We start from the raw sequence: 25,290 nt of genomic DNA on the forward strand, positions 1-25,290 counted from the left end.
CGTTGCCAACACCCTTCAAACCCTTGTCCCTAAAGCATTTCAAAGAACTGACCATAAAATTTACCGGACACTCATGACTGGTATTGATATTACAATATCCTTTTTTAGTTTGTTCAGCAGTACAATAGTAGTTCTTTATCATTCTGGTTGCTCCTGCCTGTTAGTTAATAGCTAAAGAAATGGTTTCTCGACCATGCCAAGGGCTCTAAGTTTAGTGGGCTGACTGAAGGGCTTGGTACGGCAGTATTAAATGTTTTGTACTACTGGATTTTTCTAAACCGTGCTTTGAGGCCGTTGGGTAGCTTCCGCTGCAAGGTCCAGAGAGAGTTGCACCGAGGAGCTGGAGGGAACAAGGCGCTCCTTGCGGCTACAGTAGATCAGGCGCTTAAATTCATCGAGCTGATGCTTTAGCACCGTTACCTGGAGCAGTGTCTGTTCGTAGAGGGCTTTGTAATCTATGGGATCCTGGTCTTTCATGTGGAAGCAGGCTGCAAAATTGATGCATTATCCCTTATATGAATGAGTTTATTTGTTAATATTTAAGGGTGCACATAGCGCGTCCTCCTTTAAATGTGGCCTAGGGAAATGCCTTTGAGCATCAGCAGCAGCTGTTCTGTGCTGAGGGTGGAGGGGATTTGTCCGGGAGTAAAGGCGGGCAGTTCAAAGGTGCCCCTCTCCAAGCGCTTGTGATACATAGAAAAGCCATCGCCCTCCCAAAGAAGTAAATTTATGTGGTTGGGGCGTTTGTTAAGAAAGATGAAAATCTGTTGGCTAAGCGGGTTTTGATGCATGGCCGTTTGAATGATGCCACAGAGGCTATCGAAGCCCCGTCGCATATCGCAGGGCCCGGTATATAAAAAGTATCGGCAGTGGGAGAGAGGTGCAGCATGGAGGGCTCATTGCAAAAGGGCGAGCAGCGTGTGGGCATCCGCCGGCTCATGCAGCACCAAGGGTTTGCCTGAGGGCAGAATCAGTTCGGCAAAGGGAATGCTAGCAGAAGCCTGTATGTGCAAGGGAAGGAAAGGAGAAGCGGACGGCTGATTTTGATTTTGCCGCATGCAGTAATAGGGAATCCACTTATTTTATGGAATTTAATAATGTGTCTTGCAGGTTATTGATTTGTGGGCCAAACTACAACCTTGGAAAAAGGTAAGGCTTCTATGCCCTTAAAACGGAAAAACTATTGATAAAGCTATAGTTATAAAAAAGTTTTTTATATTTGGTCTTATTGACCAACCAACTAACTGTGTAATATGCAAACTACACCTAATGTTACTTTTCGCCCTAGTAGCGAAAATATCACCTATGAACAATTTGGAAAAGAAGCAGCTAAGGATGCAAGTTCCAACTCCGTTCAGCTAAAAAATTACTTAGAAATTCTCTACTTACGTATTGTCGAACGCGCTAGCGAGGACAAAGGGACTATTGCCAAAAAGATTGGACAACTTAAGGACAATTTACTCGCTGAAAATAATACGAAAAAAAGGCTGGATGCGGAAAATAAAACGCATCGTAGTGAAATTGAAGATTTAAAAGGGCAGATTCAAAAGATAGAGGCAGGGAAAGGAATACCTGATTACCTTTCTTTTGTAATCGCGAGTTTTATTACAGTTTTGCTTTCCTTTTACCTGTGGACATTTTATGCAGCCAGTGGTTATGCCGCTCTAAATGGAGTAAAGCCAGGAACACATGGATTTGCAGGTGTTTTTTCTGCCCTTTCAGCTGCCTTTAATAAGGGTGGGTTTGTGGTGGTACTTACAGTTTTATTTCCCACAATATTTCTAAGCCTAGGCTTCCTGATTCATGATGCTATTGAAAAAAAGAAATATTTTTTTATTGCGGTACTGCTTCTCTTTACATTTTGCTTAGACGCTATAATTGGCTATAAAATTTCTGAAAACATTCATTTAAACGCCTATAATGCAGGTGCAACAGAGACTACTTGGCAATTTAATATGGTGTACGCTGACTTGAATTTTTACCTCGTATTGGCTTCTGGTTTTGTTTGTTATGTAATGTGGGGCGTTCTACTCAACTACACTTTAAACAAATGGAAGGAAATTCAGCCGGATAGTATGGTCGTAAGGGTAAAAAATAAGATTAAAGAGCTAAGTATTCTAATAGATGAAAATGAAGGTAAACTGCTTATATGCGATAACAACATCAAAAGGGTATCTAAGGATATTGAAGACTTTGAGAATGGAAAGGTAATTGTAAATGTGCCTGCGTTAAAAGCAAATGTGGGTGAGTTTATGGGAGGATGGAGTGCCTTCACCAACATGATGTATAATGAGAGTGCAGAAACGCTGTTATCAGAAGCTGACGGCAAAAAAGAAGAATGGCTGGCTATTAAGATTTCACAACTTGAATCGCTTAACTAATCAATTTCCTTTTTAATAATTTACCCTATGCAAAGCAAAAGGAGAGTTCTGTACTTATTTGGTGTATTCATTCTTGTTTTTGGATTTTTCATTTTTGCAATATTGCGTCCATCTGAGGAAGCCGTTGCAATGGAGGAGTTGGCTCATTGTACGGATGTAGCATCCGTAAAGGCAAACTGGGAGAAATACAACCGGGACCTTGTTGACCTAGATCCAGAAGCAAGGAAGCAGAGTGAGTACTTTAATCAAGTGATTGAAAAATTAAATTCATTTAGGCTGCGGAAAAAGGAGGAAAAGGAAATTATGTCTTGGTTACCTCCAAGGACAGAAAATTTAAATATTGTTTTGGTTCCTGATCTTTCTTACCGTATTAAAGATGCTGAAAGTAATCCTGGACAAGTTAGTCATGATACTTCTCTCCTAAATCATATATATCATTCATTCCAAGAAAAAACAAAGCGTAAGAATGATTCAAAAGACTTTTTATTGGTAGATGTGTCGGATAATGGCCAAGCTCAAGGTTCTTTTCAGGCAATTGCTGATGATTTGGTTTTCGATTTATCAAAGAATAAGGGAAATAATCGACAATACTTTAAAAAGGCGGGTGATAGGTTTAGCTCAAACATAGCAAGGTTATATAACACTGCCTTACAGCAGAAAGTGACAGGCGCTGACTACGTTAACTACTTTAGTGATGTATTACCGCGGCGTGTAAAGCGTTCAACGTTGGCAGATCGCTTCCGTAATATTTTATTTATCATAACTGATGGCTATTTAGAGCTTAATGGACCAAATGGAAGTATTATTTCTGTATCTCCAAGTGCTAAAGCGAGAAAGGAATTCTGTTTAAATAGCAGATTTGAGCTAAAGTTCCCTGCGGCGACAATGGATAAAGAATATGCTGACTTAGAAGTTTATCTATTAGAAGTAAACATACGGAAGGGAGAAAATAATTGTGATAAATTAGTTTTGGAAAAATGGTGGGCAGGATGGTTAGGAGCAATGAATGTAAAAAATGTAGAGGATGGCTTCTTTTTTTCTAGGGAGAATGCACTTTCGGTTTCCCAACAGCAAATTGATGATATTTTGAAGAATTGACCAAGTAAATAGTTTTAAGCTTCATGATTTGTAGAGCTTTTTAATATGGCATATATAACAGTATCAAATTCAAAAAAGCTAATTAAAAAGCTTGATGAGTTTACGTTAGATAGCGTTGCCGAGAAAATTTATAAAAGAGATATTTATTTTCTGAGTAGGCGCGAAAGTGCAAACTTGAAAGGTATTCGTGAACTTTTTAAAGACCTAGAAAAGTTTATTACAGAGTATTACCAGCCAATAGTGGTGAAGGATACCTATCGCTATGTTTTTCCTGAAAATCAACCCGCATACCATAGAGACAATACATGTGATAGATTACATTCAAATTTTAGGAACATTGAAGTTCCTTCAATAATTAGAGAGAAGGGGGTGGAGGAAGTAATAAAGTTTCGAACTTGGTATAATAACACGCAGTTCAACTTTGACGATCCAAAGGACTACATTTTCAAACTTCAATTGAAGTTTCCCTATGTTGGAGTAATAGTGCCCCAGACAATTGATTATTCAAACTCAGGGGCCGAACTTAAAAAGGATTATTCTTTGGCAGAGTTAGAATGCGAGATAGATGGTTTACTTTTAGAATGTGATAATTATTTTAATGATAATCCAAATCTTAGGGATTTAATATATAGATATCAAAAATGGACCTTCTTGGCGTTTGTTGACGGAGAGATAAAAAACAATAGATCGGGATTGAAAGATGAACAACTAAAATCTTTTCTTAAGGCTTACGAGCTAAAATTTAAGACGCCAGTTAAGGAAAGGTTAGTGGAATATTATAGAGTTAAGTATAATCCAAATATGGAGTTTAAAGGTACTTTGTTAGAACAGCTAGGCTTCAAACCATGTGGTACATGTTTGCATTAAATTTTTTCAAACGATTTAAAAATTAGTTGGTAGGCTTACAAGTAAGCCTATTGAACTGTATTACTGGACTAAAGTAATTTAACTCCTTTTAGGCTATGTGCTCATCATAGCCTTTTTTATTCAAAATATTTCTACTTGCATAGACCTCCTTTTTTTACTTCACCTAAGCGATAATTTATAATGCAACATTCTAACCTGATTAACAAATACAATAGGGCTAAAATGCATTTTGAAAAAGGAAACTTTCGAAGAGCGAAATGGCTCTTTGAAAGTATAATGGATGAGCTATCTTCCTCCGATTCTGACTGCATGGGAGATACTTATCTGCATAATTATGCCGAAGGGTATCTTGAGCAAATTAATAGTAAAGACTTATCTATTAGTAAAGTTTACGTTTTCGGGATAATCATTCTTATAATAGCATTGATCATCTGTTTAATTCTACTACTCCGTTAACCTTTAAGGTATGTATGTGCCGAAATCATTTCAAATACATTTTTTTCGTATTGAAAATTTCTTTTTAACCTTTACCATATTTTCGAAGGGTACCGGAGTAGTGAATAGAACTATTTATGATTCCCTAAAATTATGGCGCATATGCCAATAATTACTGTTAGAACCATAATGATGTAAGCGTTTGTCTGGCTCTTATTCCCTTGCTTTTTTATTTCAGCTTGTAGGTATTGAACTGATTTTTCCAGCTCTCGCCTGCTTTGCTCCTGAACTTCTGCTATTTTGTCCTTAATGTTTCTTTCTATCAGGTCAAGTCTTCCTTGTATTCCCTGCACCGTTGTAATGATGGCTGTAATAGTTGTGTCCAGCTTTTCAAAACGGTTGTGCAGGTTTAGGTTGTTGAAAAATACCATCTGGTCTTTTGATATTTTTATTTGAGATGATTCGAGTGCCTCGATAGATTTTTCCAGCTTTACCACCTGGGCGGTAGATAGCTTGTGGGTATCATCGACAGCTTTCCGGGCGCTGGTAATGGAGGTGTTTACAACCGAATCCAATCTGCTGAATTTGGTATCAAAGTCTGCTTTTGTAATACTTTCAGAAGCTTTCTGAAGTTGGACCAATGTGGTTTTGGTGGCCTCATCAATACTTTTTACTACCTGGGTCAAGTTGGTTTCTATTGATGTGAGCCGTGCAGGAAAGTCTACCGTTTCTATTTTGTTATTCAGGTTGTCAATAGTTGCCACTACCTTGTCTAGCCCGGCATATGCTTTTTCAATAGTCGCCAAGTTCGTTAAATGATAATTCTCCGCTTTATTTACCGCCTCTACAGCAGTTTTCACATGGTCTTTTGCCCCTTTCAGGTAGCCTACTGCTGTTTTAAAGTCTGCGAGCTCCTGCTCAAGAAGCGATAACTCTTCAGTTAATTGGCTTAGTACGTTCGTTGCCATGTAATTCCAGGGTTTTATTTAATGATTTAAGTGATTTGTTGATAGTGCGCAATTTATTTAGGGTCCTTGATATCATGATGATTTCAAAGTCAAACTGGATATTTGCCTTTTTCAGGCTTTCCACGAGGGCCTCGTTCTTTGTGGTTATAAGTTTGTAGTATTTCTCAAATGTCTTCTCTAATTCTTTGTCTGAAGGGTTCTCCTCTTTTTCTATAAGTTCAAAGCCGATGCTGACATGGTTTATGGCTTCTTCCATTAACCGCCTATTACGGTATTCCAGCATGAAGAGGGTGAAAGCGTTGAGCAGACGCAATGTATAGTTGAAGGGATTGTTAGTTATCATCCGTATACAGGCTCCTCTGAGGTGCTTGGTGTTTTCTAGGGGAGTGCCCGTTTTGTCTTGGTCAATATATTGAATAAAGTTCCAGACGGTCTTGATATTTGCCGCTATGCCTTCTTTTGTTGCATCGGTTAAGGAAGCTTGGACGGTGCCGTCCTCATTAATAAAGAAATAGCCCCTTCGAGCATATTTGGAGTTGAAATAAAGGTCGATATACTCTCTCAGGAACAGGTTGCCTTCTTTACCCCTCTCTACCGCTTCTAGGCAGGCGCCTTTCATTTCTTTAATGCCATTGGCTCTTTTCTCTTTTATGGTGTCGTAAACAAATTCTACAATGAAATGAAGGCCCTTCCGGATGTAGGTAGGCTCTTCGGTCTTTTCTACTTCCTTAAGACGTTGCCGGGCCACCTTTTCGGAATAAAACTTTTGCAGGTAATGCTCCAGCAGTTGCTGATATTCTTTGTCCGGCCTTTTTGTTCCAACTAAGGTAAAGGTACGACTGTTGTAGTCAACCGTATAGTCGTCGATCACTCCTAAAGTGGTCAGACGGTAGATGGCTTTTTCGGTATCCCCCTTATTCCGGTAAGCATTAAACAGGTTGCAGAAAAAGCTGTAGGCATACCCCGGAGGGTTGTTTTTCACTTTGTCCCGCGCTTTACAAGCGGCTTCAAAGTTTAGGGTTTGACCATTTGTCAATTGCTTGTACTTTTCGCATATTTTTTCTATGAAAATGTCGGCATTGTTGCAATTCTGGCGCAGGGTTTTAACGGTTTCCGTATCAAAGCCAGGGTGTACTGCTACCTGTAACCATTGCGTCAAAGTCTGTACTCGCTGCACCTGGTTATTGATGAACCCTATTTGAATATCGAACTTTTCGCCCGTTTTCAGTCGTTCCAGCCTTTTTTCAATGCCGATCTCCTTGTTGCTTTTTTGAATCCATTCCGAAGCCGGCATGTTTAATCGCATACCTCTAATGTAGTTAGTTACTATAGAAATTATCTTGTTTCCCAGTCCAGGGTCTATTGTGTCTTTGGTGTTGCCGGATAACAGGTCCAAGTCAATTGTGCAGTAGGGCTGCCTGTACCCTTTATTGATAAAAAGCAGTTTTTTTACTTTCCCTTCCCAATAGGAACAAGAGGCTTCCACTTCCAGTTCTTTGGCTATGAGGCTTTCTATCTCAGCCGTTCTATCGGGGAAATATATCTCCGTAAGCAATTCGTCCAGCACAGCCATTTCCTTGCTCACGCCTTTGAACGAGTTGTTGTGGAAATAAAAGTTTACATCAAGATCGTGGTCAATTTCTTCACCGGTTTTCTCAATCTTAAATTTTTGATTGTTCAGCAGTAAGTAAGAAATAGCCAGGCTACGGTCGCGCCCTGCTCTTCCGGCTTCCTGTACGAAGCTTTCAATGGAGCCGGGATAGTTCATGTGGATGGTGTACCGAATGTTTGGTTTGTCGATACCCATGCCAAAAGCTTTGGTAGCGATCATCAGATTCAACCGGTTCTTTTTAAACAGTGTCTGGTTTTCCAAGGAGGATTCTATGATTTTCTGCGCTGTTTCATCTTGCTCCTCCCCTGCACCCATGAAAAAGCCGGCTTTAATTCCGTTCCGGCTTCTGACATGGTCAAAAACTCCTTGGAGGCTTTGGGGGCGCCCGTTGTCCTCGGGTTTATACTGGTCGGTGATTCCATATGGTCCAGCTTTATGAGGACAGAAGATCAGGCCGCCGTTTCGCGATGAATAAAAGCTTTGCGTGTCGAAATCCGGTAGTAGGAGTTGTTCCAGCTTCTTTCCAGTTTCCTCCGGCTTTTCCTCCCAATCCTTCTGGGGGAATAGGTCTTCAGGGGCATCAAGGAATGTTGCCATAGTTTTGGGCAACTCATTCATTATCGTATGTATCCGCCTCCTCTTAGCTTCTCCGAGGGCCGTTTTTAATTCCCATTCGTTTTTATAGGATTTTTCCGTTAACGAAATGTCTTCCACCAAAAACTGTATTTCCGGCCGAATCGTTGATTCAAACCTTACCAAGGAATCTTCATCCAGTTTATAAGTACCATAAGCAGAAAGCTCTCTCTGGATATCGGATAATACGTCATAGGAAGCTGTTGCGGTAAGGCCGAATAAGGGTACTGGAGAGTTGTTTGAGGCAGTTTTGCAGTTGGCATAGGCATTTATGCCAAGGCGGAGGTAGGCGGTACGGAAGTCGTGCCCCCACTCCGATACACAGTGTGCTTCATCAATTACGCAATAGCTGAAGAAGATGCGGTCATGATGCATTTTTTTTAACAAGTCCCTGAACTCATCCATTTGAAGCCGTTCGGGAGATATAAATATGAAATGAGCCTGGCCCGATACCATCTTTGTTATTGCCTCGGCCTTCTCTTTTCCTTTTAAGGTAGAATTGATAAAAACAGCGGCATCTATTTGGTTGTCCAAGAGCCCATCTACCTGGTCCTTCATGAGCGATCGTATAGGGTCAATCACCAGGCATACGCCAGGTTGGAGCAGGGCCGATAGTTGGTAGGTAATGGATTTGCCGCCCCCTGTGGGTAAAAGCCCAATGACACTACGGCCCTGCAGTGCCTTATTAATAATAGGAATCTGCCCGGGCCGGAAGCTGCTTTTGCGGAAAAAGCTTTGCAGGAAGTACGTGAGTGCTTCCTCTTTTCCGGGACGTACCTCCCAGCGTTCATCGAGGGTTTTATCGGCGATGGGCGCATAAGGAATATGAGCGGAGGTGAAAATAATTCGCTCTGTGTCTAAATAATGCACACTCCTGATTGAATAAACCGGGCTGGCGCTTTTTACTGGGAAAATGATGCCTTGGCGCTGTAAAACCGATATGTCTAAGATGCAGTCAAAATTACTGCGGCTGTTGAATTCGGTAAGAGCAGACACTCGGCCGGCAAACTGAAAGGGTGAATCTCTAAATTCCGGGGAAACAAAGACGCTCAATTGAATTTCCGGTAGGGGCGGGACGTCCGGAGAAAGGATATTAAGCTGCTGCATTGATTCCTGCAGATCCAATAGCGCCAGGCAGGCACAAGGAATGTCGCGTTCCACCACAGCGATATTCCATTGTGCCGCGTCCATACGTAAGAAGCCCTGCCCGATAAGCTGCAAAATAGTTCTTTGTATGCGGGCTATTGCAAAGGGAACTAGGGCATGCTCCAAAAGTGATTTTTTGAAAGGATCGCGGAGCAGTGGCTGGCTGTAATTTTTGATGACAGTGGCGATATATGGGCTGTTAACGGCATTTCTAAAGACCGTATCTATGGTATGCCGGTAGGCGCTGTTATAGATATTGGTCGTGGGAATGCGAATGGTGTTATGCCATCCTATCTGGGCAAGAGCCTCATCTCGTTGTCCGTCGAGGTACATTTGCCGCACATCACTGTGCTGCCCCCCGTCAACTTCTACTACCACGCCTTTATACAAGAAGTTTTGACTATAGGGGAACTCAATGGAAAAATCCGACCGTTGCTGCTTGAAATCGGTACGGACATGGGGCGGAAGGTTAGGAGGCTGCTGATCTTTTAGGATGCTGTCAAGGGTTCTTTGCGGCGCCAGCAGTTGCAGGAATGCATCTCCTGCGAGTCCATAGGTCCGTTGAAAGGCGTTGAAGAAGAATTGCTCCTCTTGGGCGCTTCCAAGGGCATAGCCATTGGCCTGCCAGTTGGCCGTTATGTCCAGGGCGGTAATTCTGGGGTCAACAGGGTGCAGGCAGGCAAGCAGAACGCTGTTTCGTTCCTTTACGCAAGGGTCCCAAGTTACCTTCAAACCGAACTCTTCCCGATTCACATGGCATACAGGACTCTGATTACAAAGGAACTCCAGTGCTTTTGCATTCAGCCAAGTAGGCCTGCTCCTCTGCAAGGCGTTGATTAGTACATTAACATAAGGCTGTTGCGCAGACCGGGGTTGTTGGGGCAGGTCAGGGCCCTTCAGTTCAAAATAGGAAAGCCATTTCGTTAAGGATTGGGCATATTCCCGGTTATGGGACCCCTCTTCAAACTGGTCAAGAAGTCCGTCTAAGATATTTCCAGCAATTAGCTGCATAATCAGTTAGTTTTGGTCAGGTTTAGGATACGTCTTTTCTTCACGCTGTCCTGTTAAGGTTTCCGAAGTTTATCGCCGGCTGTTCAGCTGGTTCTGGAAGAGTAAATCTACGTCCTCGTAATTGTCAATGAAAATGAAATCATATAGGTCCAAATTGCCCAAAGATGAAGGGTTGGACTTATACTCTTTAATGGCTGTAACATATTTGGGGTCTTTGTAGCGCGTTAAAATGGAATACTTTACAATAAAATTTATATAGTTTAACAGGTGTAAAAAGCTAAGCGTGAAAAAGATCTTAGAGTTAATAAGGTTATTAGGCTCGGTATAGGGAGGAGTAGGATCAACCTGAAAGTTCTGATCGTAGTCGGTTATCTGGAAGCACAGGGGAGCTCCATAGAAAAAGTGAAGCTTGTTTATATTCTCCTGTATGCTTAATAAGGCCAACTCGATTACGGAATACCATTCGAGTGAAAGAAACTGCTTTTCGTCCGGGGAAACCTTAAACCTTCGGCCCAGGTATTCAGCCAGTAAGGAATCTTTGCTGCATCCGTTCCCTTCTGTTTCGTCATAATAGTTAAACAGGTGAAACATATCTTTCCTTACCGAATGGAACTTCAGCAGGGTGCTTTCGTGCAGAGACCGAACTAAAAAACTGTCAAAGTCAGTTTCTATATTTTTGCTTTCAAATTCCTGAAGTAGCAGGATGTTATTGGCGATAATATTCAGGTTGCTCCGGGTTCTTTTCGCAATCTCTTCCGTTTCGAGGTCGGTATTTTCTCCTTTGATGATTTCCATTATGGATAAATCGTCGAAGAAGTTTTTTATTCCGCCCTCATTAAATACGGATTTATATGCCTGGCTTGGAGTCATATAACAGTCTTTTTGATTAAAGTGTTCTTTAATAGGGGTTTAAATTGTCATTACCTTCATGCTTTCCTCTCCAAACTGGCTGATGACTCGCACCGCAATCTTCTTCCCTTTTTTGTACTCTATGGGATGCGACTTAAAACCATAGAGCCGGTCAAATGCATCTTCGTCCAACTCAATATGCAGGGTATTTTGCAGATTTGCCTTGGTGCTTTCTTTGGCAAGGCTACTTAAACCTTTCTTCCATTTTTCAAACTCGTCTTTTTCGCCGCCGCAGAAGAATACCTGTTTTACGATAAAGTTGCTGCTATCGTAATCGTCATCTACCATCCAGTAGGCAATGTCGGCCACGCTGCGACCTTTTACTTCGTCTTTGATAGGATCGTAAATGTCTAGGCCCTGTATTTCCACTGTAACTGCGCTATCTGCTTTGTTTAACTTAATATCAGGTTCGCCAATGGTAACAAATGAGGCAGCTTTTTTGTCTTTCTTCAATAAGCCTTCTTGCATGAGGTCATCATGCATGCGCACTTTGGTTACCTCAAAGGTGCCTAGTGAAGTGGTTTGCGTGCTGTTCTGTATATCACTTTCAAAGCTAAATCCCAAAATAATAAGCCAGTCCGCATCTCTGGCCATCTGGCATTCCTTTACTGCCTTGCTAACCGCTTCTTTGCTGACCGTGCCAAACTTTGGTCCTATGTGTATATAGGCCTTTCGTTCATTACCCAAGACATCGTTGTAGAAACCTTCTGCATGCAAGTATTCGTTACTTTTATGTTCCACCCGTTTGAAAATGGCATTTTCATTTTTGATGCCGTTTTTTACACCAGCGCTTTTCAGGTGCTCAAAGATTCGGTTTTCAAAATGCTCTATGCTTTCGTCTTCCTGGCCATCCTTATCCAATGCCTCTGGTGATGCGGGCTCAAAGTTTTGCAGAGTTTCTACTGTGAAAGGACCTGTTACCCTTAGCTTCTTTTCGTCAACATCTGCTTTGTCATACAGAGTTTGCTTCTCCGCTGGTTCGTTGTTAGCTAGGCTTTTTAAGGTAATGCGAGAGACTGCATTGTAATGAAATCCCTGTCGGATATCTTTTCCCTCTGTATCGTATAACTTGTAATACGGAAAGGTAGCGGTCATCAGCCTCGTTTTGGCAATGTTGAGTGCAATTCGGCTGGTATCAATGGTAATCCAGCGTCGACCCCATTGTTCGGCTATATACGCAGATGTTCCACTGCCACAAGTAGGGTCGAGAATGAGATCCCCTGGGTCAGAAGTCATGAGGATGCAGCGTTGTACGGCTTTAATACCTGATTGAACTACATAGACTTTACTTTCAGTGAAACTGCCTACACCTGTATCTGTCCAAAGATTTGTTATAGGGTATACAGGAAAGTCGTCCAAATAACGTATATAGGCTAATGAAGATCCAGACTTTATTAATCGCCCTAATTTTTCCAAGTTCCTCATTCCGTTAATGTTGGTTGACCAGCCTCTATTTCCGGGATTATAATCAATGCCTTCAAAGTTGTAGGTATATGTAGTTGTGTTTGAGGGCGTCTGTGACGTTAGGTTGTCTATTCTAAAGATTTTCGCACCTTTGGGGATTTTCTGTTGATTGGCTTTTTCCTCGGCGGTCATTCTTCTCCAAGTACCATCTGGAAATTTTAAAGCATTGTACAGTGAGGCGCTTGAAAAATCACTTGCATTCTTCTCATGGAATAATGCTCTAAACTTCACTACTTCTTTATTTTTCGAAAACCACAATATTGTATCAGATACACTGGCTAACAGCCGGTCGGTTTGCGAAGCAGTTTTTGTATACTTTATAGCAGAAACAAAGTTTTCACTTCCGAAAACCTCATCCATCAGATTCCTTACAAGATGGGCGTTCTCATCACTTATTTGCACAAAGCAACTACCGCTTTCAGTCAGCAATTCTTTGGCTGCCAATAAACGGTCACGCAAGTAGGAAAGGTAGGAGTGAATTCCCAACTCCCAAGTATCACGGAAAGCTTTGATCATTTCAGGCTCGCCGGTCAGGTGGTCGTCACTTCCGTCTTTTACATCGCGACTGTTGAGCTTCATCTGCCAATTGCTGCCGTATTTTATTCCATACGGAGGGTCCATATAAATTGTCTGCACTTTACCTGCCATGCCTTCCCTTTCCAGTAAAGAGGCCATGACCAAAAGGCTATCGCCTTGTATTAGGCGATTCTTCCAGTCATCGCTGTATTTGTAGTAATCTGGAACTTTTTCGAGTATGTCCATTTGCAGAGTATTACCAAAAATGGAAAACATGTCCAACTGGCTGCCGTGGCCTTCTTTTATTTTGTACAGGTTGTTGATCAGCAGTTCCGGGCTGATGTGTTCATGGCGGTACAGGCTGCGGATATCGACCTTCAGCAGTTCTTCGCGGTTATCATTACCATATTTGTTCAGCCAAAGCAATTCCGGGTCTTGGCCACGGTGCACTACCGGGTTTAGGGGGTACTGGGCCGTGCCTTGCTTTGCATGGAGGTTGGCATTTTCCATACCTGCTTCTTCCTTGCTCGGGATATGGGCGCGCTTGTCGGATTTATATTTTATAGAATCAATCTTGCTCATATAGATTTCACTTTTTCAATTAACACTTCGTCGGCCAATAAAAGATATCTTATTTCAGATGTAGTAAGGGCGACCCCCCACCTTTGCTGCAGGAAGTTTAAAATGCTTACGCCCCGTTTATAGATGGTTTTGGCATTCCAGTCTTTATTTTGTGCAACCTGTATCTCGCTGTGGGATCCATTAATATAACCATTCATGCCACCTTTAGCGCTTGAATGCTTCTTCTTAAACGCGAAAGCCTTGTTTGAAAGCTCACTGTTTTTTGAGCCTCTTAGTAAGATAAGATTACCTAAAGAGTTACTTAGTATTTTCCTTTGCTTGGGTGTGAAATTTTTAAAGTTTTCTTTCCAGGCAGGATCTGCATCATTCTGAGGAAAAATGTGTTCAATAGAATTGGGCGTGGACCATTTTACCTTTTGAGGTTCTTCGCCCTGCAAATGTTCCTCATACTCAAAAAGCAAGTATTTCAACCCCGACCAGTCATAATACCCGTTTTTCTTTGAGTTGGAAAAAAGGTCTTTGATTGTTAAAACAAACCGCTCATTCGTATAATAACCATAGCTTTCCTCATTTCCGTATGTCCAATCCCTCAATTCATGAATTAAATCATCCACAGTTAAACCATCCGTCTTATTATATAATTGGTTTGCTTTGTGAGCAAAGTTTGAGGTTCCAAGGGTGCTCCTTCGTCCGGCACAATGAAAGTTTAGGAAAATAAAGGATTCCATGCTTTTTAGAAACTCAACCCGGGCACAAGTATCCTCTGTACTCATAAAAACAGAAAGCGTCAGGGAACTAAATGCCTTAAATGCCAAATGGTTTAGCTTACTCAGCCAATAGGCTTCTTCCTCAGAGATAAATTCGTATTGGAGTGCATGTTTAGGATTATTGATAGCATACCAAAGCTGTGATGCCTTCTGAAGGCTCCTTATGTATTTGCGTACAACTTTAAAGCTGACATTGGGTTTTTCAATAACTGTATTTTGGACGGTGTATATTTCCTTAAATATCTGAAGATTCGGAAAGTCTTTTGTCTTTTCAAAGTAATGGTAGACTATAAAGTGATTTCTTAAAAAAATGTCATCAATTTGAGGACTTTTTTTGTTTTTACCCAAGAACTCATAGCAAGTTTTCCACACGTCGTTTATTTCCTTTCGAAGCTGGTTTTTCTCCTGGTAGTCGCTTTCATGCATTAACGTGGTGAGGTAAATTAATCTATTTTTCAGCTTTTCCAGGTTGGTGAGCGGTTTGCCCCGATTGTTCATTGTTTCAAATACAACAAAAATGTCCAGGTCGTTCTCAATGATCTTCAGATCAAATTTTAGCTGTTGTGTTACTTTTTTAAACAAGTTTTCCTTTTCCTGCAAGCCCCATCCTTTAAGCCTTTCCCGGAAAAAGTTATCAGCCAGCATGAGGTTGTTTGTATAGGTTGTTTCCGGCTGATTAGCAGCTTCGGAGCTTTCCTGCTTAAATATTTCTGTTTTCAGGTATTCATAGCTTGGGTCATCCACTTCATAGCCAAATATGAAAGATTGTAATTTGTTTTTCTCGTTTCTTTTGTAAATGAATTTGGCAATAAGATCTGTTTTACTTTGATAGAGGTACTGTTCTTCATCTTCCAATCGTTCAATCAAAATGTTCAGAAGTATTACTATGGTAGTAATTCTTTGCTGTCCATCTACAATATAAAAAGGTTTAATGCTTCCAGAAGTGATTATCCACTCGTCACCTTTCCATTTTTTCAGGTTCTGCCCAGCAGGCCTTTCCAGTGTTAATGCACCTGTATAGTGAAAATGATCTTCTCTTAAATTTTTAAGGTCTTGCCAAAAGTCATCCAAATGGGTGTCTTTCCATGAATAACCCCGTTGGTAATCTGGAATCCGGAATAGCGCGTTTTCAAAAACTTCCTGGATAGATTTCATAAGCAGTGATGGTTGTTTTTATTAATCCCTCGGTTCTGTTCCCGGCTGCGATGGATTTTCGATGATTGAATTTATTTTGTTTGACAATTGTTGTTTGATATTACGTATATCATTGGAGACCTCAATAAAATGCCATTCGTTCATTCCGTATTTTTCCCTTATCCCATTTACGGCAGGCAGCCACCGGTGCTCCACATACCATTTCTTGTCCTGCTTATCCTTGTTCATCCCCGTTACCTCAATAATCAGGTTTACCTGCTTGCCATTGCCTGCATTGCAGGTGGCAATAAAGTCAGGATAGTAAAGCCTGTCCTTTCCCTGCCCCGCATAAGGTATGGTAAAACCGAGGAAAGCATTCTTTACATAACTGGTCACTTGCGGAAGCTCCTCTAGGGTTTTGGCACAGATCTGTTCCCAGCTTTCCGTATCGGCCACTACGTAGTTGACATGGCTTTTCAGGGTGGCGTATACGGGTTTGGTGGTATTCCCGTTTACATACTTTGTGCTGCCGAACGGATTGTAATAATTCAGCACCGGCAATATTTTATCCCTTCCCCGTTGTTGGGCCAATATGCCGTAGTTAATATCATCGGCAACTGTTTGCTCTCCCCAATAGATCACCAGGCGCTTTAAATCCTGATCCGTGTCTCCTACTACTACAAGTTTTGTATGATACCACTCCTCAACAATTTTCTTTAGCTTATTAAACTTTTGGAACTGCGGATTTCGTTCTTCATCCGAAAAGTGCCAGTTAATTAAGTACCTTGTAAGCTGGAAGATCACCTGTGCGTCTCTCAATTCCTTGTGTGACCGAACCTCCATCACGTCCGTCGTCTTGCTCATGGCATTGGCCATCACGGTTTTTACAGCAACCTTTGTAAAATCCAGCTCAAAATTCGGGCGGCTGCTGAAATCGGCTTCCAAGTTGCCTTCAGCTATTTCTATCCGGTAACCTTGCACATTGGGAAAGGTTATTTCATGTTCTGCCTGTCTTTTGGGTATGGCTTCGATATGCGTGAAGTCTTGCGGGGGATCCGGTCTGACGCTGCCTCCTTTGAATAACTTGAAAGGAACTCCAATGATATGAGCATACTCCGGCGGAAACTTCCAGGTAATATTTTCTTCTTTATAGCGGTGAAGGTCTTTCTGCTGAATGATGTTTCCATCCTTATTATAGGGCTGTATCACATAACTTTTGCGGCGCAACGCTCTTCCGGCCACTTGTTCGCACAGCAACTGCGAGCCAAAGGCCCTGAGACCCATAATGTGGGTGACCGTGTTGGCGTCCCAACCTTCAGTGAGCATGGATACTGATACCACGCAGCGGATGTGCGAACCCAAAGCACTTTGCTTCCCCACGGTATTCACCACTTCCCGCAAAATGTCGGCATCGCTAATGTTTTCAACAGACCTGTCTGGGTGCATAATGCGGTAATCCTGCTTGAACTTTTCTATTTCTGGGGCAAAAACCTTTTTGAAATCATCATTTACCTGGTTGCTGTTTTCCAACGCATCGCTGTCAATGAGCAGGGTAGGCGGCTTCCTGTAGGGCTGCAGGGTTTGGGGATTGTAGTTGGAAAAAACATCATACTTGCCCGTCACAACGATCCTGTTCCCTTTGGCATCCTCAAATTCGTAGCCAGCAATGTATTTATATAGTTCCTTGGAAACGGAAGTATTGTTGCAAACGGCAATGAATACAGGGGGCTCGGTAAACAGGTTGGCTCTCCCTTCACCAGCTTCCCGTATGCCTTTGTCATAGCGGTTGTAGTGGTCAACAAACTGTTCCAGGGCGGCTATAACCGTTTTGGGCAATTTAGGCGGAGCTTCAGTTAGCTTTTCGCCTTTTTCCTTTGCTTCCTTTTTTTGCTTGGTTTGGCCTTTCTTAGGAAGTTCGCTTCGTACGTGCTCGTAGAGGTTTCGCAAAACAGGCATGGTAAGCTCCTGCGTATTGTCGCTTTCCGGGAGGAAGGGAATTTTTACCAGTCCGCTTTCTATTGCTTCTGTTAATCCAAAATCAGTTACTACCCAGGGAAACAGGGAATATGGGGTATAGCCGGAGCCATTGAGGTAATAAGGAGTGGCCGACAGGTCATAAACGCTTTTTAACTGGAAACGTTTGCTCATCTCTTTTAAGCCGGTAAACCATACTGCAGCCCGTTCATTCTCCTCGGCCGAGTTCTCATCTTCCGTATTTTTGCCTTTTTCCAGCGGCAAATAGCAGTGATGGGCTTCATCGTTTATGACCAGCAGTCGGCTGCCGGTTTTGAATTTACTCAGTAGCCTTTTGATTACCTGGGTAAAGTCTTCCTTGGCCTCCTGCTTTTTACCATCCTCGCCCAACTTACCGTCGAAAGGGCTTCTCTTATTCCCCTGCAAGGTTTTGGGCTCAAACTGGTGGTAGTTGGAGATAACTAGTTTTGCATTAAGGCCCTCTAAGGAGTGGAGGTACTTTTGAGGTACAAGGCTGCGCTGTCGGTAGTAGTCGTTAATATCCTTTGGGTTCTGCGTAACCGTATCAACAAACAATACACCCAGGCGGTCTTTAATGGTTATGCCTGGAGCCACCAGCAAAAAGCAATCGACAAACCGTATGTCGCTGCGGTATTCCTGCCTGTTGAAATAATGGTAGAGTAGCAGGCAGGCCATGACCACGGTTTTTCCGCTTCCAGTAGCCATTTTAAAGGCAATGCGAGGCAACTGGTTTTCCAAGTTCTCCGAAACTGTTTGATGACCTTCCTTTAATAAGTTTAAAATATGGTTGCCGGCATTGGAACGTTCGGACACCTCGTTCAGCCAAATGGCTGTTTCCACGGCTTCCTGTTGTGCAAAGAATAGCTTTTTATAGGGAGGCCTTTCCGGGTTTAAAAACCAATATTCCAATAGTTCTTTGGTAATGCGCGTTGTATTGGGATACTCCTCAGCCCTCCATTTGCCTACTTCTTTACGGATTAGATTAATAATATGGGTACCATACTGTTCCCCATCTTCATTTACATCAAATATGGAGGGTTGGGTACCTTGTTTCTGAGGTATGACTTGGATTCCGGGCGTGAACATCCGGCGACCAGATCGTATATCTTGGTAATTTAAGCAGCCTTCAGCATCTGTGGCATAGTGAAGTTTCGGCTCTAGGTAAGGATTATTGAGAATAGGTGTATCTCCAAGCATGAATCAATTAGTAATGGTTAAAGTGGCTAATTTAAAAAAAAGGAAAATAAATAAAAAGCCAATTTAACATCCTATTTAACATTTATTTTATTTATAAGGGTATAAATCCATGCTCCTAAGGTGAAGGGAAGGTATTCCAGAGTTTTGGTTGACAATTCTTTTACGTAGCAGAGCTTTTATGTCTATATAGAATTAGAGACTTTTTATATGGCTGAGGAGCGGTATAAAAGTTAGGATGGGTTTACCAATTAGAAAAAACTCATTAGGCTAAGAAAAGCTATCAAAAGTTGAGCTTTTTTAAAGTTCAGCAAGAGCTTAAGGAGAGCTTAAAGAGGCTTGGAACCCATCCTGTTCAGACTGACTAAAGCTTATACTTTAAATACCTAACCCCAAACTTTTGGGCATTGCATCCACCAGCCTCAGCTAAACTTTGATTGCAAATTGGTGCAAAATGATTGCAAATAAAAAAAGCACTTAGCGTTTTTAATGCGTAAGTGCTTGATTTTCAGCTCCCCCTGCTGGACTTGAACCAGCGACCCTCTGATTAACAGTCAGATGCTCTAACCAACTGAGCTAAGGAGGAATTTTTGTTTTCCCAACGCTTATTCCGTCGTTGGGAGTGCAAAAATAGCCGCTGATTTGATTTCAGCAAATAAAATGACAACTTTTTTCAAAAAATTTTTCGCCCTAGAAAAGACCAAAAAGGGAATTGCTTTCCAGCCCGACAAAAACCCCATCCTCCCGGCATTCTACCGGCCAGTGCTTCAGGTAATAGCCCTCCCCGGTAACGTTGCGGCCGTTCTTCATGCAGAACTTATAGCGGTGCAGGGGGCAGACCACATTGCCCAAGGCGTCAATATAGCCAAATGACATAGCAGCTCCCGCATGCGGGCACCTGGGCGCAAAAGCAAACAGCTCGCCCTTGTGCCGGCCCAGGCACAGCTTTTTCCCATCGGCCATAATCTCAGCCAAATGGTCTTCATTAAAAGGGATTTCATTTTCCGATTCGGCAATCTTGACCCATCGAGTCTTCATAGCTAAGAAATAAAAGAGGAAAAAGAGATAAAGAGTAAGGAGCGGCAGGTTTCGCCATAAGTTAGGCAAAATAGCAGGGACCGGCAGCTTCCTATATGTAAAAACTGCCGGCAGGGCTTTTAGACCCCTGCCGGCAGCTAATAAGGAGATTTATAGTGAGCTTATCAGTAAAAAAACTCCGTCTTATAGGGATACCTTATCCGGTACAGTTCCCGCACCCGCTCCAGGATCTTGTTGCGGAGCGCTTCAATGTTCAGCTTTTCGGTGGCCGAGACGAAGATGGCATTGCCGCCAGTCTGCTCCTTCCAACGGTCTTCCAGCTCCTGCAGGATATCCGCCTTGGTGCCTTCCTCCAGCCACTCGTCAAACGTATGCTTGATGTACAGGTCCATTTTGTTGAATACGATGATCGTAGGCTTGTCAAAGGATTCCAGCTCCTGCAGTGTCTTGTTCACCACCCCAAGCTGGTCTTCGTAGTTCGGGTGCGAAATATCTACTACGTGCAGCAAAATATCGGCCTCCCGCACCTCGTCCAGCGTGCTCTTGAAGCTTTCCACCAGGTGGTGCGGCAGTTTGCGGATGAACCCTACCGTATCGCTTAACAGAAAAGGCGTCGTCTCGTAAACGATCTTCCGGGTGGTGGTGTCCAGGGTGGCGAACAGCTTGTTCTCCGCCAGCACCTCGCTCTTACTCAGCAGGTTCATGATCGTGGACTTGCCCACGTTCGTATACCCCACCAACGACACCCGAATAAACTCGCCCCGCTCCTTTCGCTGCGTAAAGGCCTGCTTCTCGATCTCGGCCAGCCGCTTGCGCAGCAACGAGATCTTTTCCCGTACGATCCGGCGGTCGGTTTCGATCTCCGTTTCCCCGGGACCCCTCGTACCGATACCACCCCCCAGCCGTTCCAGGTGCTTCCACATCCCCCGCAGCCGCGGCAGGATGTACTGGTACTGGGCCAGCTCCACCTGGGCCTTGGCCTGGGCAGTCTTGGCCCGGCCGGCAAAGATGTCGAGGATCAGGTCCGAGCGGTCCAGGACCTTGACGCCTACCTCTTTTTCGATATTGGAGATCTGCGAGCCGGTCAGCTCATCGTCGAAGATCACCATGTCGATCTGGCGCAGGGCCACATAATTCTTGATCTCTTCCAGCTTGCCTTTGCCGATATAGGTCCGGCTGTCGGGACGGGCCAGCTTTTGAATAAAACGCTTCACCGCCACCGCCCCGGCGGTCTCGGCCAGCTCCGACAACTCATCCAGGTACTCCTGGGCCACCGCTTCCTTCTGGTCTTTCTGGATCACGCCTACCAGCACGGCTCTTTCCGTTTCTTTGATCTTATTTCTTGTATCGAGCATAGAAAATTCTAAAAATTAAAAAAAATCTGAGTTCTAAGTTCCAGGCGCCGCTCCCGGTTGCTTCCGTGAAAACCTTTTTTAAAGATATTCCCGCTTAACCAGAATCGAAAACCTGAAACCCGGAACTCAGAACCAAACAGCAAACTACAAACCACAAACTATAGACCGCTCAGGGTCAGGCCAACGGTCAGCGGGCGAACGGTGGGTGCCAGGCCTTCCTTAAACAGGGAAGTGATCTGGTACGTGCCGAACAGGCTGAAATGGCCGTAGCCGAGACGAGCGGTGGCAGCCAGGCGGTTCTGGTTGAAAAACCGCTTGCTGTTTTCTTTTACTTTATAACTGTTGAGGGTATTGCCGCTTTTGTCCTGCAGGATGCTCCCCTTGGTATGGGCATTGAGCAGGGTGCCGATCTTCACGCCGATGGCGGCCTTAAAGCCCTGGCGGTTGGCGTCGTTGCCGGAATTATAGCGCAGCTCCAGGGGCACTTCGGCGTAGGTGGTGGCCACCTTGAACCGCTTGAAGTGGTTGGTATCGCTGACGTCCCTGAACTGCAGACGGGTGGTCTGGTCCTTGATGCCGACAATGGTCTTGTCGAAGTACACGTTGTCGGTGCCTACACCCACACCGGCAGCTACGCTCCAGTTGGGCGAGGATTTAAAGGGGAAATCCAACAGGAAGTAGACGTTGAACGTGCGGGGGATGCCGCCGGTATTCATCGAGTCGGTCTTTCCCTGCCAGGTGGTATATCCCAGCTGCAGCATCAGGTGGTCGTTGGACCGGGGGAGGCTAATGGAGGATTTCAGGCGGGGTTTGAGCAGGGTATCGGTTTGTGCAAAAGCCGTGGCGGCCACCAGTACCATCATCAAGGCGAATAGGATTCTTCTCATATCATTTCTTAATTGAACAAAAGTATAGGGGCAACCGTTAACGGAAGGTTAAGGGGATTGCGGGCTCAAAAATAAAGGAGTTTTTGTTGGCTGGGGGGAATATATATTAAGGTAGAGCGTTGGCAGGGCTTCTTTATGGGAAGAGAAGGTTTCCTTCGATTGTTATCGTCTTACAGGTATCGAGATTCTTCTACTTTTTGTCTTGGAAACAAAAAGTAGCAAAAAATTCAAGTCGGCCCTCTCGCCTAGGGCGAGACCGGGCCGACAGGCCCACGCACAGGCGCACATTCTTTGTTTCTTCGCGCTCCCAAAACGCCTTCATCCGGTCGTGCTATTCGGAAATACTGCCGGCGCTGGCATTCCGCCTTGTCATTCATTATAGTAGTTAGAAACGATAGTTCCGGCGGAATGAGGCGCTTCACCAGCCATTCAGATTGCGCAAAGGCAGGTGCTATCTTTATCCGCACAAGTAAATCCTCCTGTCAGCAAGCATTTGGGCAGCGCCCAAACCCGTTGGTAGACAATCCATTAAGCTTGTATACAAGGGCAGCGCCCATGCCTGAAAAATAAAAGAATGCACAAACCTGTAAGAGCTTGAGAGTCACGCGCCTCATTCCGCCGGACCTAATGCTTCTTTCAGCTTTAATGAATAATAAGGCGGAATGCAGCGCCTTCACGCTTTTCCTAAAGCACGCCGAACTCTTCGAAGAACCGGAAATGTGCAAGGCAAATAATGAATGTGCCCCTCCTGTGCGTGGGCTTGTCGGCCCGGTCTCGCCCTAGGCGAGAGGGCCGACTTGAATTTTTTGCTACTTTTTGTTTCCAAGACAAAAAGTAGAAGAATTTCGATACCTGTAGGACACTGTCAAAGCCAGGAAACCCCTGCTTCCCCAAAGGAAAAGTCCATAAAATAAAAAAGAGCTACTGAAAAGTAGCCCTCAAAGCCTGTGGATCCTGCCGGGCTCGAACCAGCGACCCGCTGATTATGAGTCAGCTGCTCTAACCGACTGAGCTAAGGATCCAATCCTCCACAAAGGAGGCCAAATATTTATGGGGGGCAAATATAAGGGAATTCTGATCAATTACTTCACTTCCTCAAAATCTATGTACTCACCCAGGCTGCTGCCGCCGCCATTACCCGCCCGGCCGGGCTGAGAGGGCGATTGGGCCTGCGCCCGGGCCCGGTCCTCGTACGCCTGCTGGCTGCGCATCTGCTGCTCCTGCATTTCCTGCATCTCCCGAAAACCCTTCTTCACCTGCCGCGTAGCCCGGTACACCGGCACAACAAAGTTGAAAATGAACTTGAACAGCAGGTAAAACAGAAAAGAATAGATTATAAATTTCAGTATCATCGGGGTCAAAATTATTTAATTGCGCTTTATCATTTTATAATTTGGAGGATATTTAAGGATTCTCTTACCTTTGCCGAAGGAAAAGAGTGAAAGAAGGGAACGGGAGCGTTCCCTTCTTCTATTATGGTTTATGGAAAAAGAAACGTTAATAAAGACAGTAGAAGAAAAACTGGCCCCCCTGCTGGCCGCCCACCCCTCCCATTTTCTGGTCGAAATCAAAGTGAAACCCACGAATAATATCAAGGTGTTCATCGACGCCGACGAAGGCATGAACCTGACCACCCTGATCAGTTATAACCGTGGCCTGTACAAGGCCCTGGAGGAAAGCGGGCTGTTCCCCGAAGGCGACTTCTCCCTGGAGGTGTCCTCGCCCGGACTGGACGAACCCCTGAAAAACCACCGGCAGTACCAAAAGAACGTCGGCCGCTTCGTGGACCTCATCCTCAAGGACGGCGCGGTGAAGGAAGGAAAACTGCTGGAAGCCACCGAAGACGGCATCATTATCGAATATGTAACCGGGAAGGGCAAACAAAAGCAGACCCAACAGGAAACCATTTTATTCAGTGACATTAAAAGCACAAAAATTCAAGTGAAATTCTAGGGGTGCCGGCACCGGCCGGCCCATCAGGGCCCGTTCCACCGCCACCTTCAATAATAAACCTAATTCGTAAATCGAACTTTGTATGGCAAGTATCAATTTGATAGAGGCATTCCAGGAGTTTAAGGACGCGGAAAATATCGACCGTCCTACCATGATGCGTGTAGTAGAAGACGTTTTCAAAACCTTGCTGCGCAAAAAATACGGCAGCGATGAAAACTTTGACGTCATCGTGAATGCCGAGAAGGGTGACCTGGAAATCGTTCGCCGCCGTATGATCGTCGAGGACGGCGAAGTGATGGACCCCAACGCAGAAATTGCGTACAGCGATGCCATTAAACTGGAACCCGATTTCGAGGTGGGAGAAGAGCTGTACGAAGAAATCGACCTCTACGACTTCGGCCGCCGCGCCATCCTGGCGGCCAAACAAACCCTCGCCAGCCGCATCAGCGACCTCAAAAAGAACGTCCTGGCCAAAAAATATTCCGACCGCGTCGGCGAAATCATCAGCGCCGAGGTCTACCAGGTCTGGAAAAAAGAGATCCTCCTGCTCGACGAGGAAAACAACGAACTGATCCTGCCCAAGAGCGAACAGATCCCCCAGGACTATTTTAAAAAGGGAGAATCCATCCGGGCAGTGGTAAAAAAGGTAGATTTGAAGAATAATAACCCGGTGATCATCCTTTCCCGCACTTCGCCGGAGTTTCTGGCAAAGCTTTTGGAAATTGAAGTGCCGGAGATCTTCGACGGCCTGATCGTGATCAAAAAGATCGTGCGCGAGCCGGGCGAACGCGCCAAGGTGGCCGTGGAATCCTACGACGACCGCATCGACCCGGTGGGCGCCTGCGTAGGGATGAAGGGCAGCCGGATCCATGGCATCGTACGGGAACTGAAAAACGAGAACATCGACGTGATCAACTTTACCAGCAATACGCAGCTGCTCATCCAGCGCTCGCTGACGCCGGCCAAGATCACCAATATGGAACTGGATACCGACGGCAAGCACGCCAGCGTTTACCTGCGGCCCGACCAGGTATCCCTGGCCATCGGCCGGAGGGGCGTCAACATAAAACTGGCCTGCGAATTGACCGGTTTTGATATCGACGTGTACCGCGATAACGAAGGAGAGACCGAAGAGTTCGACATCGACCTGGAAGAATTCAGCGACGAGATCGAAAAATGGGTGATCGACGAGCTCAAACGCATCGGTTGCGATACCGCCCGCAGCGTGCTGGACCTCACCCCCGAAGAACTGGAACGCCGCACCGATCTGGAACGGGAAACCATCCAGGAAGTACGCCGGGTGCTGCAGGCCGAATTTGAAAAAGGATAAACCCTGCCAGAGGGC

The 25,290-nt window shown here is 44.3% G+C and carries 15 protein-coding genes, 2 tRNA genes and 1 pseudogene; 5 read left to right on the plus strand and 13 right to left on the minus strand.

All coding sequences use genetic code 11. The features are described 5' to 3' along the window. Nucleotides 1-566 precede the first annotated feature (566 nt). Nucleotides 567-854, minus strand: a pseudogene (tnpB, locus tag V9K67_RS27215) (IS66 family insertion sequence element accessory protein TnpB); the annotation flags it as partial. A 399-nt stretch (nucleotides 855-1,253) separates the two neighbouring features. Here tnpB and V9K67_RS22280 point away from each other — a divergent pair. From V9K67_RS22280 to V9K67_RS22290, 3 genes are read left to right on the plus strand one after another with little or no spacing between them, the layout of a single operon-like run. Continuing rightward, nucleotides 1,254-2,381, plus strand: a complete 1,128-nt coding sequence (locus tag V9K67_RS22280; RefSeq protein ID WP_336726426.1) for a hypothetical protein — start codon at nucleotides 1,254-1,256, stop codon at nucleotides 2,379-2,381. Between the two features lie 27 nt (nucleotides 2,382-2,408). Then, on the plus strand, nucleotides 2,409-3,479 hold the full coding sequence (locus tag V9K67_RS22285) for a hypothetical protein (protein ID WP_336726429.1): 1,071 nt from the start codon (nucleotides 2,409-2,411) through the stop codon (nucleotides 3,477-3,479). A gap of 45 nt (nucleotides 3,480-3,524) precedes the next feature. Next, a complete protein-coding gene (locus V9K67_RS22290) occupies nucleotides 3,525-4,346 on the plus strand; it encodes a hypothetical protein (RefSeq protein WP_336726430.1) in 822 nt (273 codons plus the stop codon). A 566-nt stretch (nucleotides 4,347-4,912) separates the two neighbouring features. Here the strand turns inward: V9K67_RS22290 and V9K67_RS22295 are convergent. The 12 genes from V9K67_RS22295 to V9K67_RS22350 all read right to left on the minus strand — a co-directional run bounded on the left by V9K67_RS22295 (nucleotide 4,913) and on the right by V9K67_RS22350 (nucleotide 23,344). Beyond that, nucleotides 4,913-5,749 (minus strand): hypothetical protein, encoded by an 837-nt coding sequence (locus tag V9K67_RS22295; RefSeq protein ID WP_336726432.1) that lies wholly within the window; start codon nucleotides 5,747-5,749, stop codon nucleotides 4,913-4,915. Then, nucleotides 5,718-10,151, minus strand: coding sequence for a DEAD/DEAH box helicase (locus V9K67_RS22300; protein ID WP_336726433.1), 4,434 nt, complete (start codon nucleotides 10,149-10,151; stop codon nucleotides 5,718-5,720). Before V9K67_RS22300 ends, V9K67_RS22295 begins: the two co-directional genes overlap by 32 nt. Nucleotides 10,152-10,220: 69 nt before the next feature. Further along, the gene (locus V9K67_RS22305; RefSeq protein ID WP_336726434.1) at nucleotides 10,221-11,021 is read right to left on the minus strand and encodes a hypothetical protein; all 801 of its coding nucleotides are present in this window, start codon (nucleotides 11,019-11,021) and stop codon (nucleotides 10,221-10,223) included. A gap of 39 nt (nucleotides 11,022-11,060) precedes the next feature. Beyond that, nucleotides 11,061-13,622, minus strand: a complete 2,562-nt coding sequence (locus V9K67_RS22310) for a site-specific DNA-methyltransferase (protein ID WP_336726435.1) — start codon at nucleotides 13,620-13,622, stop codon at nucleotides 11,061-11,063. Continuing rightward, complete coding sequence (locus tag V9K67_RS22315; protein ID WP_336726436.1) at nucleotides 13,619-15,544, minus strand: DUF262 domain-containing protein; 1,926 nt, start codon at nucleotides 15,542-15,544, stop codon at nucleotides 13,619-13,621. The genes V9K67_RS22310 and V9K67_RS22315 overlap by 4 nt, the downstream gene beginning before the upstream one ends. 21 nt (nucleotides 15,545-15,565) lie before the next feature. Next, nucleotides 15,566-18,715 (minus strand): BPTD_3080 family restriction endonuclease, encoded by a 3,150-nt coding sequence (locus V9K67_RS22320; protein WP_336726437.1) that lies wholly within the window; start codon nucleotides 18,713-18,715, stop codon nucleotides 15,566-15,568. A gap of 509 nt (nucleotides 18,716-19,224) precedes the next feature. Further along, a tRNA-Asn gene (locus tag V9K67_RS22325) sits at nucleotides 19,225-19,298 on the minus strand. 104 nt (nucleotides 19,299-19,402) lie between these two features. Next, complete coding sequence (locus tag V9K67_RS22330) at nucleotides 19,403-19,750, minus strand: Rieske (2Fe-2S) protein (protein WP_336726439.1); 348 nt, start codon at nucleotides 19,748-19,750, stop codon at nucleotides 19,403-19,405. Nucleotides 19,751-19,914: 164 nt separating this feature from the next. Beyond that, nucleotides 19,915-21,105, minus strand: a complete 1,191-nt coding sequence (gene hflX, locus V9K67_RS22335) for a GTPase HflX (protein WP_336726440.1) — start codon at nucleotides 21,103-21,105, stop codon at nucleotides 19,915-19,917. 158 nt (nucleotides 21,106-21,263) lie between these two features. Next, nucleotides 21,264-21,992, minus strand: coding sequence for an outer membrane beta-barrel protein (locus tag V9K67_RS22340; protein ID WP_336726441.1), 729 nt, complete (start codon nucleotides 21,990-21,992; stop codon nucleotides 21,264-21,266). A gap of 948 nt (nucleotides 21,993-22,940) precedes the next feature. After that, nucleotides 22,941-23,014: transfer RNA gene (locus tag V9K67_RS22345), tRNA-Ile, on the minus strand. 60 nt (nucleotides 23,015-23,074) lie between these two features. After that, the gene (locus tag V9K67_RS22350; protein WP_336726442.1) at nucleotides 23,075-23,344 is read right to left on the minus strand and encodes a hypothetical protein; all 270 of its coding nucleotides are present in this window, start codon (nucleotides 23,342-23,344) and stop codon (nucleotides 23,075-23,077) included. A 130-nt stretch (nucleotides 23,345-23,474) separates the two neighbouring features. On the opposite strand from V9K67_RS22350, the gene rimP reads away from it, so the two are divergent. Both rimP and nusA read left to right on the plus strand, forming a co-directional pair. Next, nucleotides 23,475-23,945 (plus strand): ribosome maturation factor RimP, encoded by a 471-nt coding sequence (rimP, locus tag V9K67_RS22355; protein WP_336726443.1) that lies wholly within the window; start codon nucleotides 23,475-23,477, stop codon nucleotides 23,943-23,945. A gap of 82 nt (nucleotides 23,946-24,027) precedes the next feature. Next, on the plus strand, nucleotides 24,028-25,275 hold the full coding sequence (nusA, locus tag V9K67_RS22360; protein ID WP_336726444.1) for a transcription termination factor NusA: 1,248 nt from the start codon (nucleotides 24,028-24,030) through the stop codon (nucleotides 25,273-25,275). The last annotated feature ends 15 nt before the right edge of the window (nucleotides 25,276-25,290 follow it).

The organism is Huijunlia imazamoxiresistens (genome assembly GCF_037132455.1).
GTDB classification, from domain to species: domain Bacteria; phylum Bacteroidota; class Bacteroidia; order Chitinophagales; family Chitinophagaceae; genus Flavisolibacter; species Flavisolibacter imazamoxiresistens.

What these genes read in the sequence shown, in the direction of transcription:
- V9K67_RS22305 (WP_336726434.1), bottom strand. Translation starts at nt 11,021, where the DNA reads ATGACTCCAAGCCAGGCATATAAATCCGTATTTAATGAGGGCGGAATA.
- nusA (WP_336726444.1), top strand. Translation starts at nt 24,028, where the DNA reads ATGGCAAGTATCAATTTGATAGAGGCATTCCAGGAGTTTAAGGACGCG.
- V9K67_RS22290 (WP_336726430.1), top strand. Translation starts at nt 3,525, where the DNA reads ATGGCATATATAACAGTATCAAATTCAAAAAAGCTAATTAAAAAGCTT.
- hflX (WP_336726440.1), bottom strand. Translation starts at nt 21,105, where the DNA reads ATGCTCGATACAAGAAATAAGATCAAAGAAACGGAAAGAGCCGTGCTG.
- V9K67_RS22315 (WP_336726436.1), bottom strand. Translation starts at nt 15,544, where the DNA reads ATGAAATCTATCCAGGAAGTTTTTGAAAACGCGCTATTCCGGATTCCA.
- V9K67_RS22310 (WP_336726435.1), bottom strand. Translation starts at nt 13,622, where the DNA reads ATGAGCAAGATTGATTCTATAAAATATAAATCCGACAAGCGCGCCCAT.
- V9K67_RS22295 (WP_336726432.1), bottom strand. Translation starts at nt 5,749, where the DNA reads ATGGCAACGAACGTACTAAGCCAATTAACTGAAGAGTTATCGCTTCTT.
- rimP (WP_336726443.1), top strand. Translation starts at nt 23,475, where the DNA reads ATGGAAAAAGAAACGTTAATAAAGACAGTAGAAGAAAAACTGGCCCCC.
- V9K67_RS22330 (WP_336726439.1), bottom strand. Translation starts at nt 19,750, where the DNA reads ATGAAGACTCGATGGGTCAAGATTGCCGAATCGGAAAATGAAATCCCT.
- V9K67_RS22285 (WP_336726429.1), top strand. Translation starts at nt 2,409, where the DNA reads ATGCAAAGCAAAAGGAGAGTTCTGTACTTATTTGGTGTATTCATTCTT.
- V9K67_RS22300 (WP_336726433.1), bottom strand. Translation starts at nt 10,151, where the DNA reads ATGCAGCTAATTGCTGGAAATATCTTAGACGGACTTCTTGACCAGTTT.
- V9K67_RS22350 (WP_336726442.1), bottom strand. Translation starts at nt 23,344, where the DNA reads ATGATACTGAAATTTATAATCTATTCTTTTCTGTTTTACCTGCTGTTC.
- V9K67_RS22340 (WP_336726441.1), bottom strand. Translation starts at nt 21,992, where the DNA reads ATGAGAAGAATCCTATTCGCCTTGATGATGGTACTGGTGGCCGCCACG.
- V9K67_RS22280 (WP_336726426.1), top strand. Translation starts at nt 1,254, where the DNA reads ATGCAAACTACACCTAATGTTACTTTTCGCCCTAGTAGCGAAAATATC.
- V9K67_RS22320 (WP_336726437.1), bottom strand. Translation starts at nt 18,715, where the DNA reads ATGCTTGGAGATACACCTATTCTCAATAATCCTTACCTAGAGCCGAAA.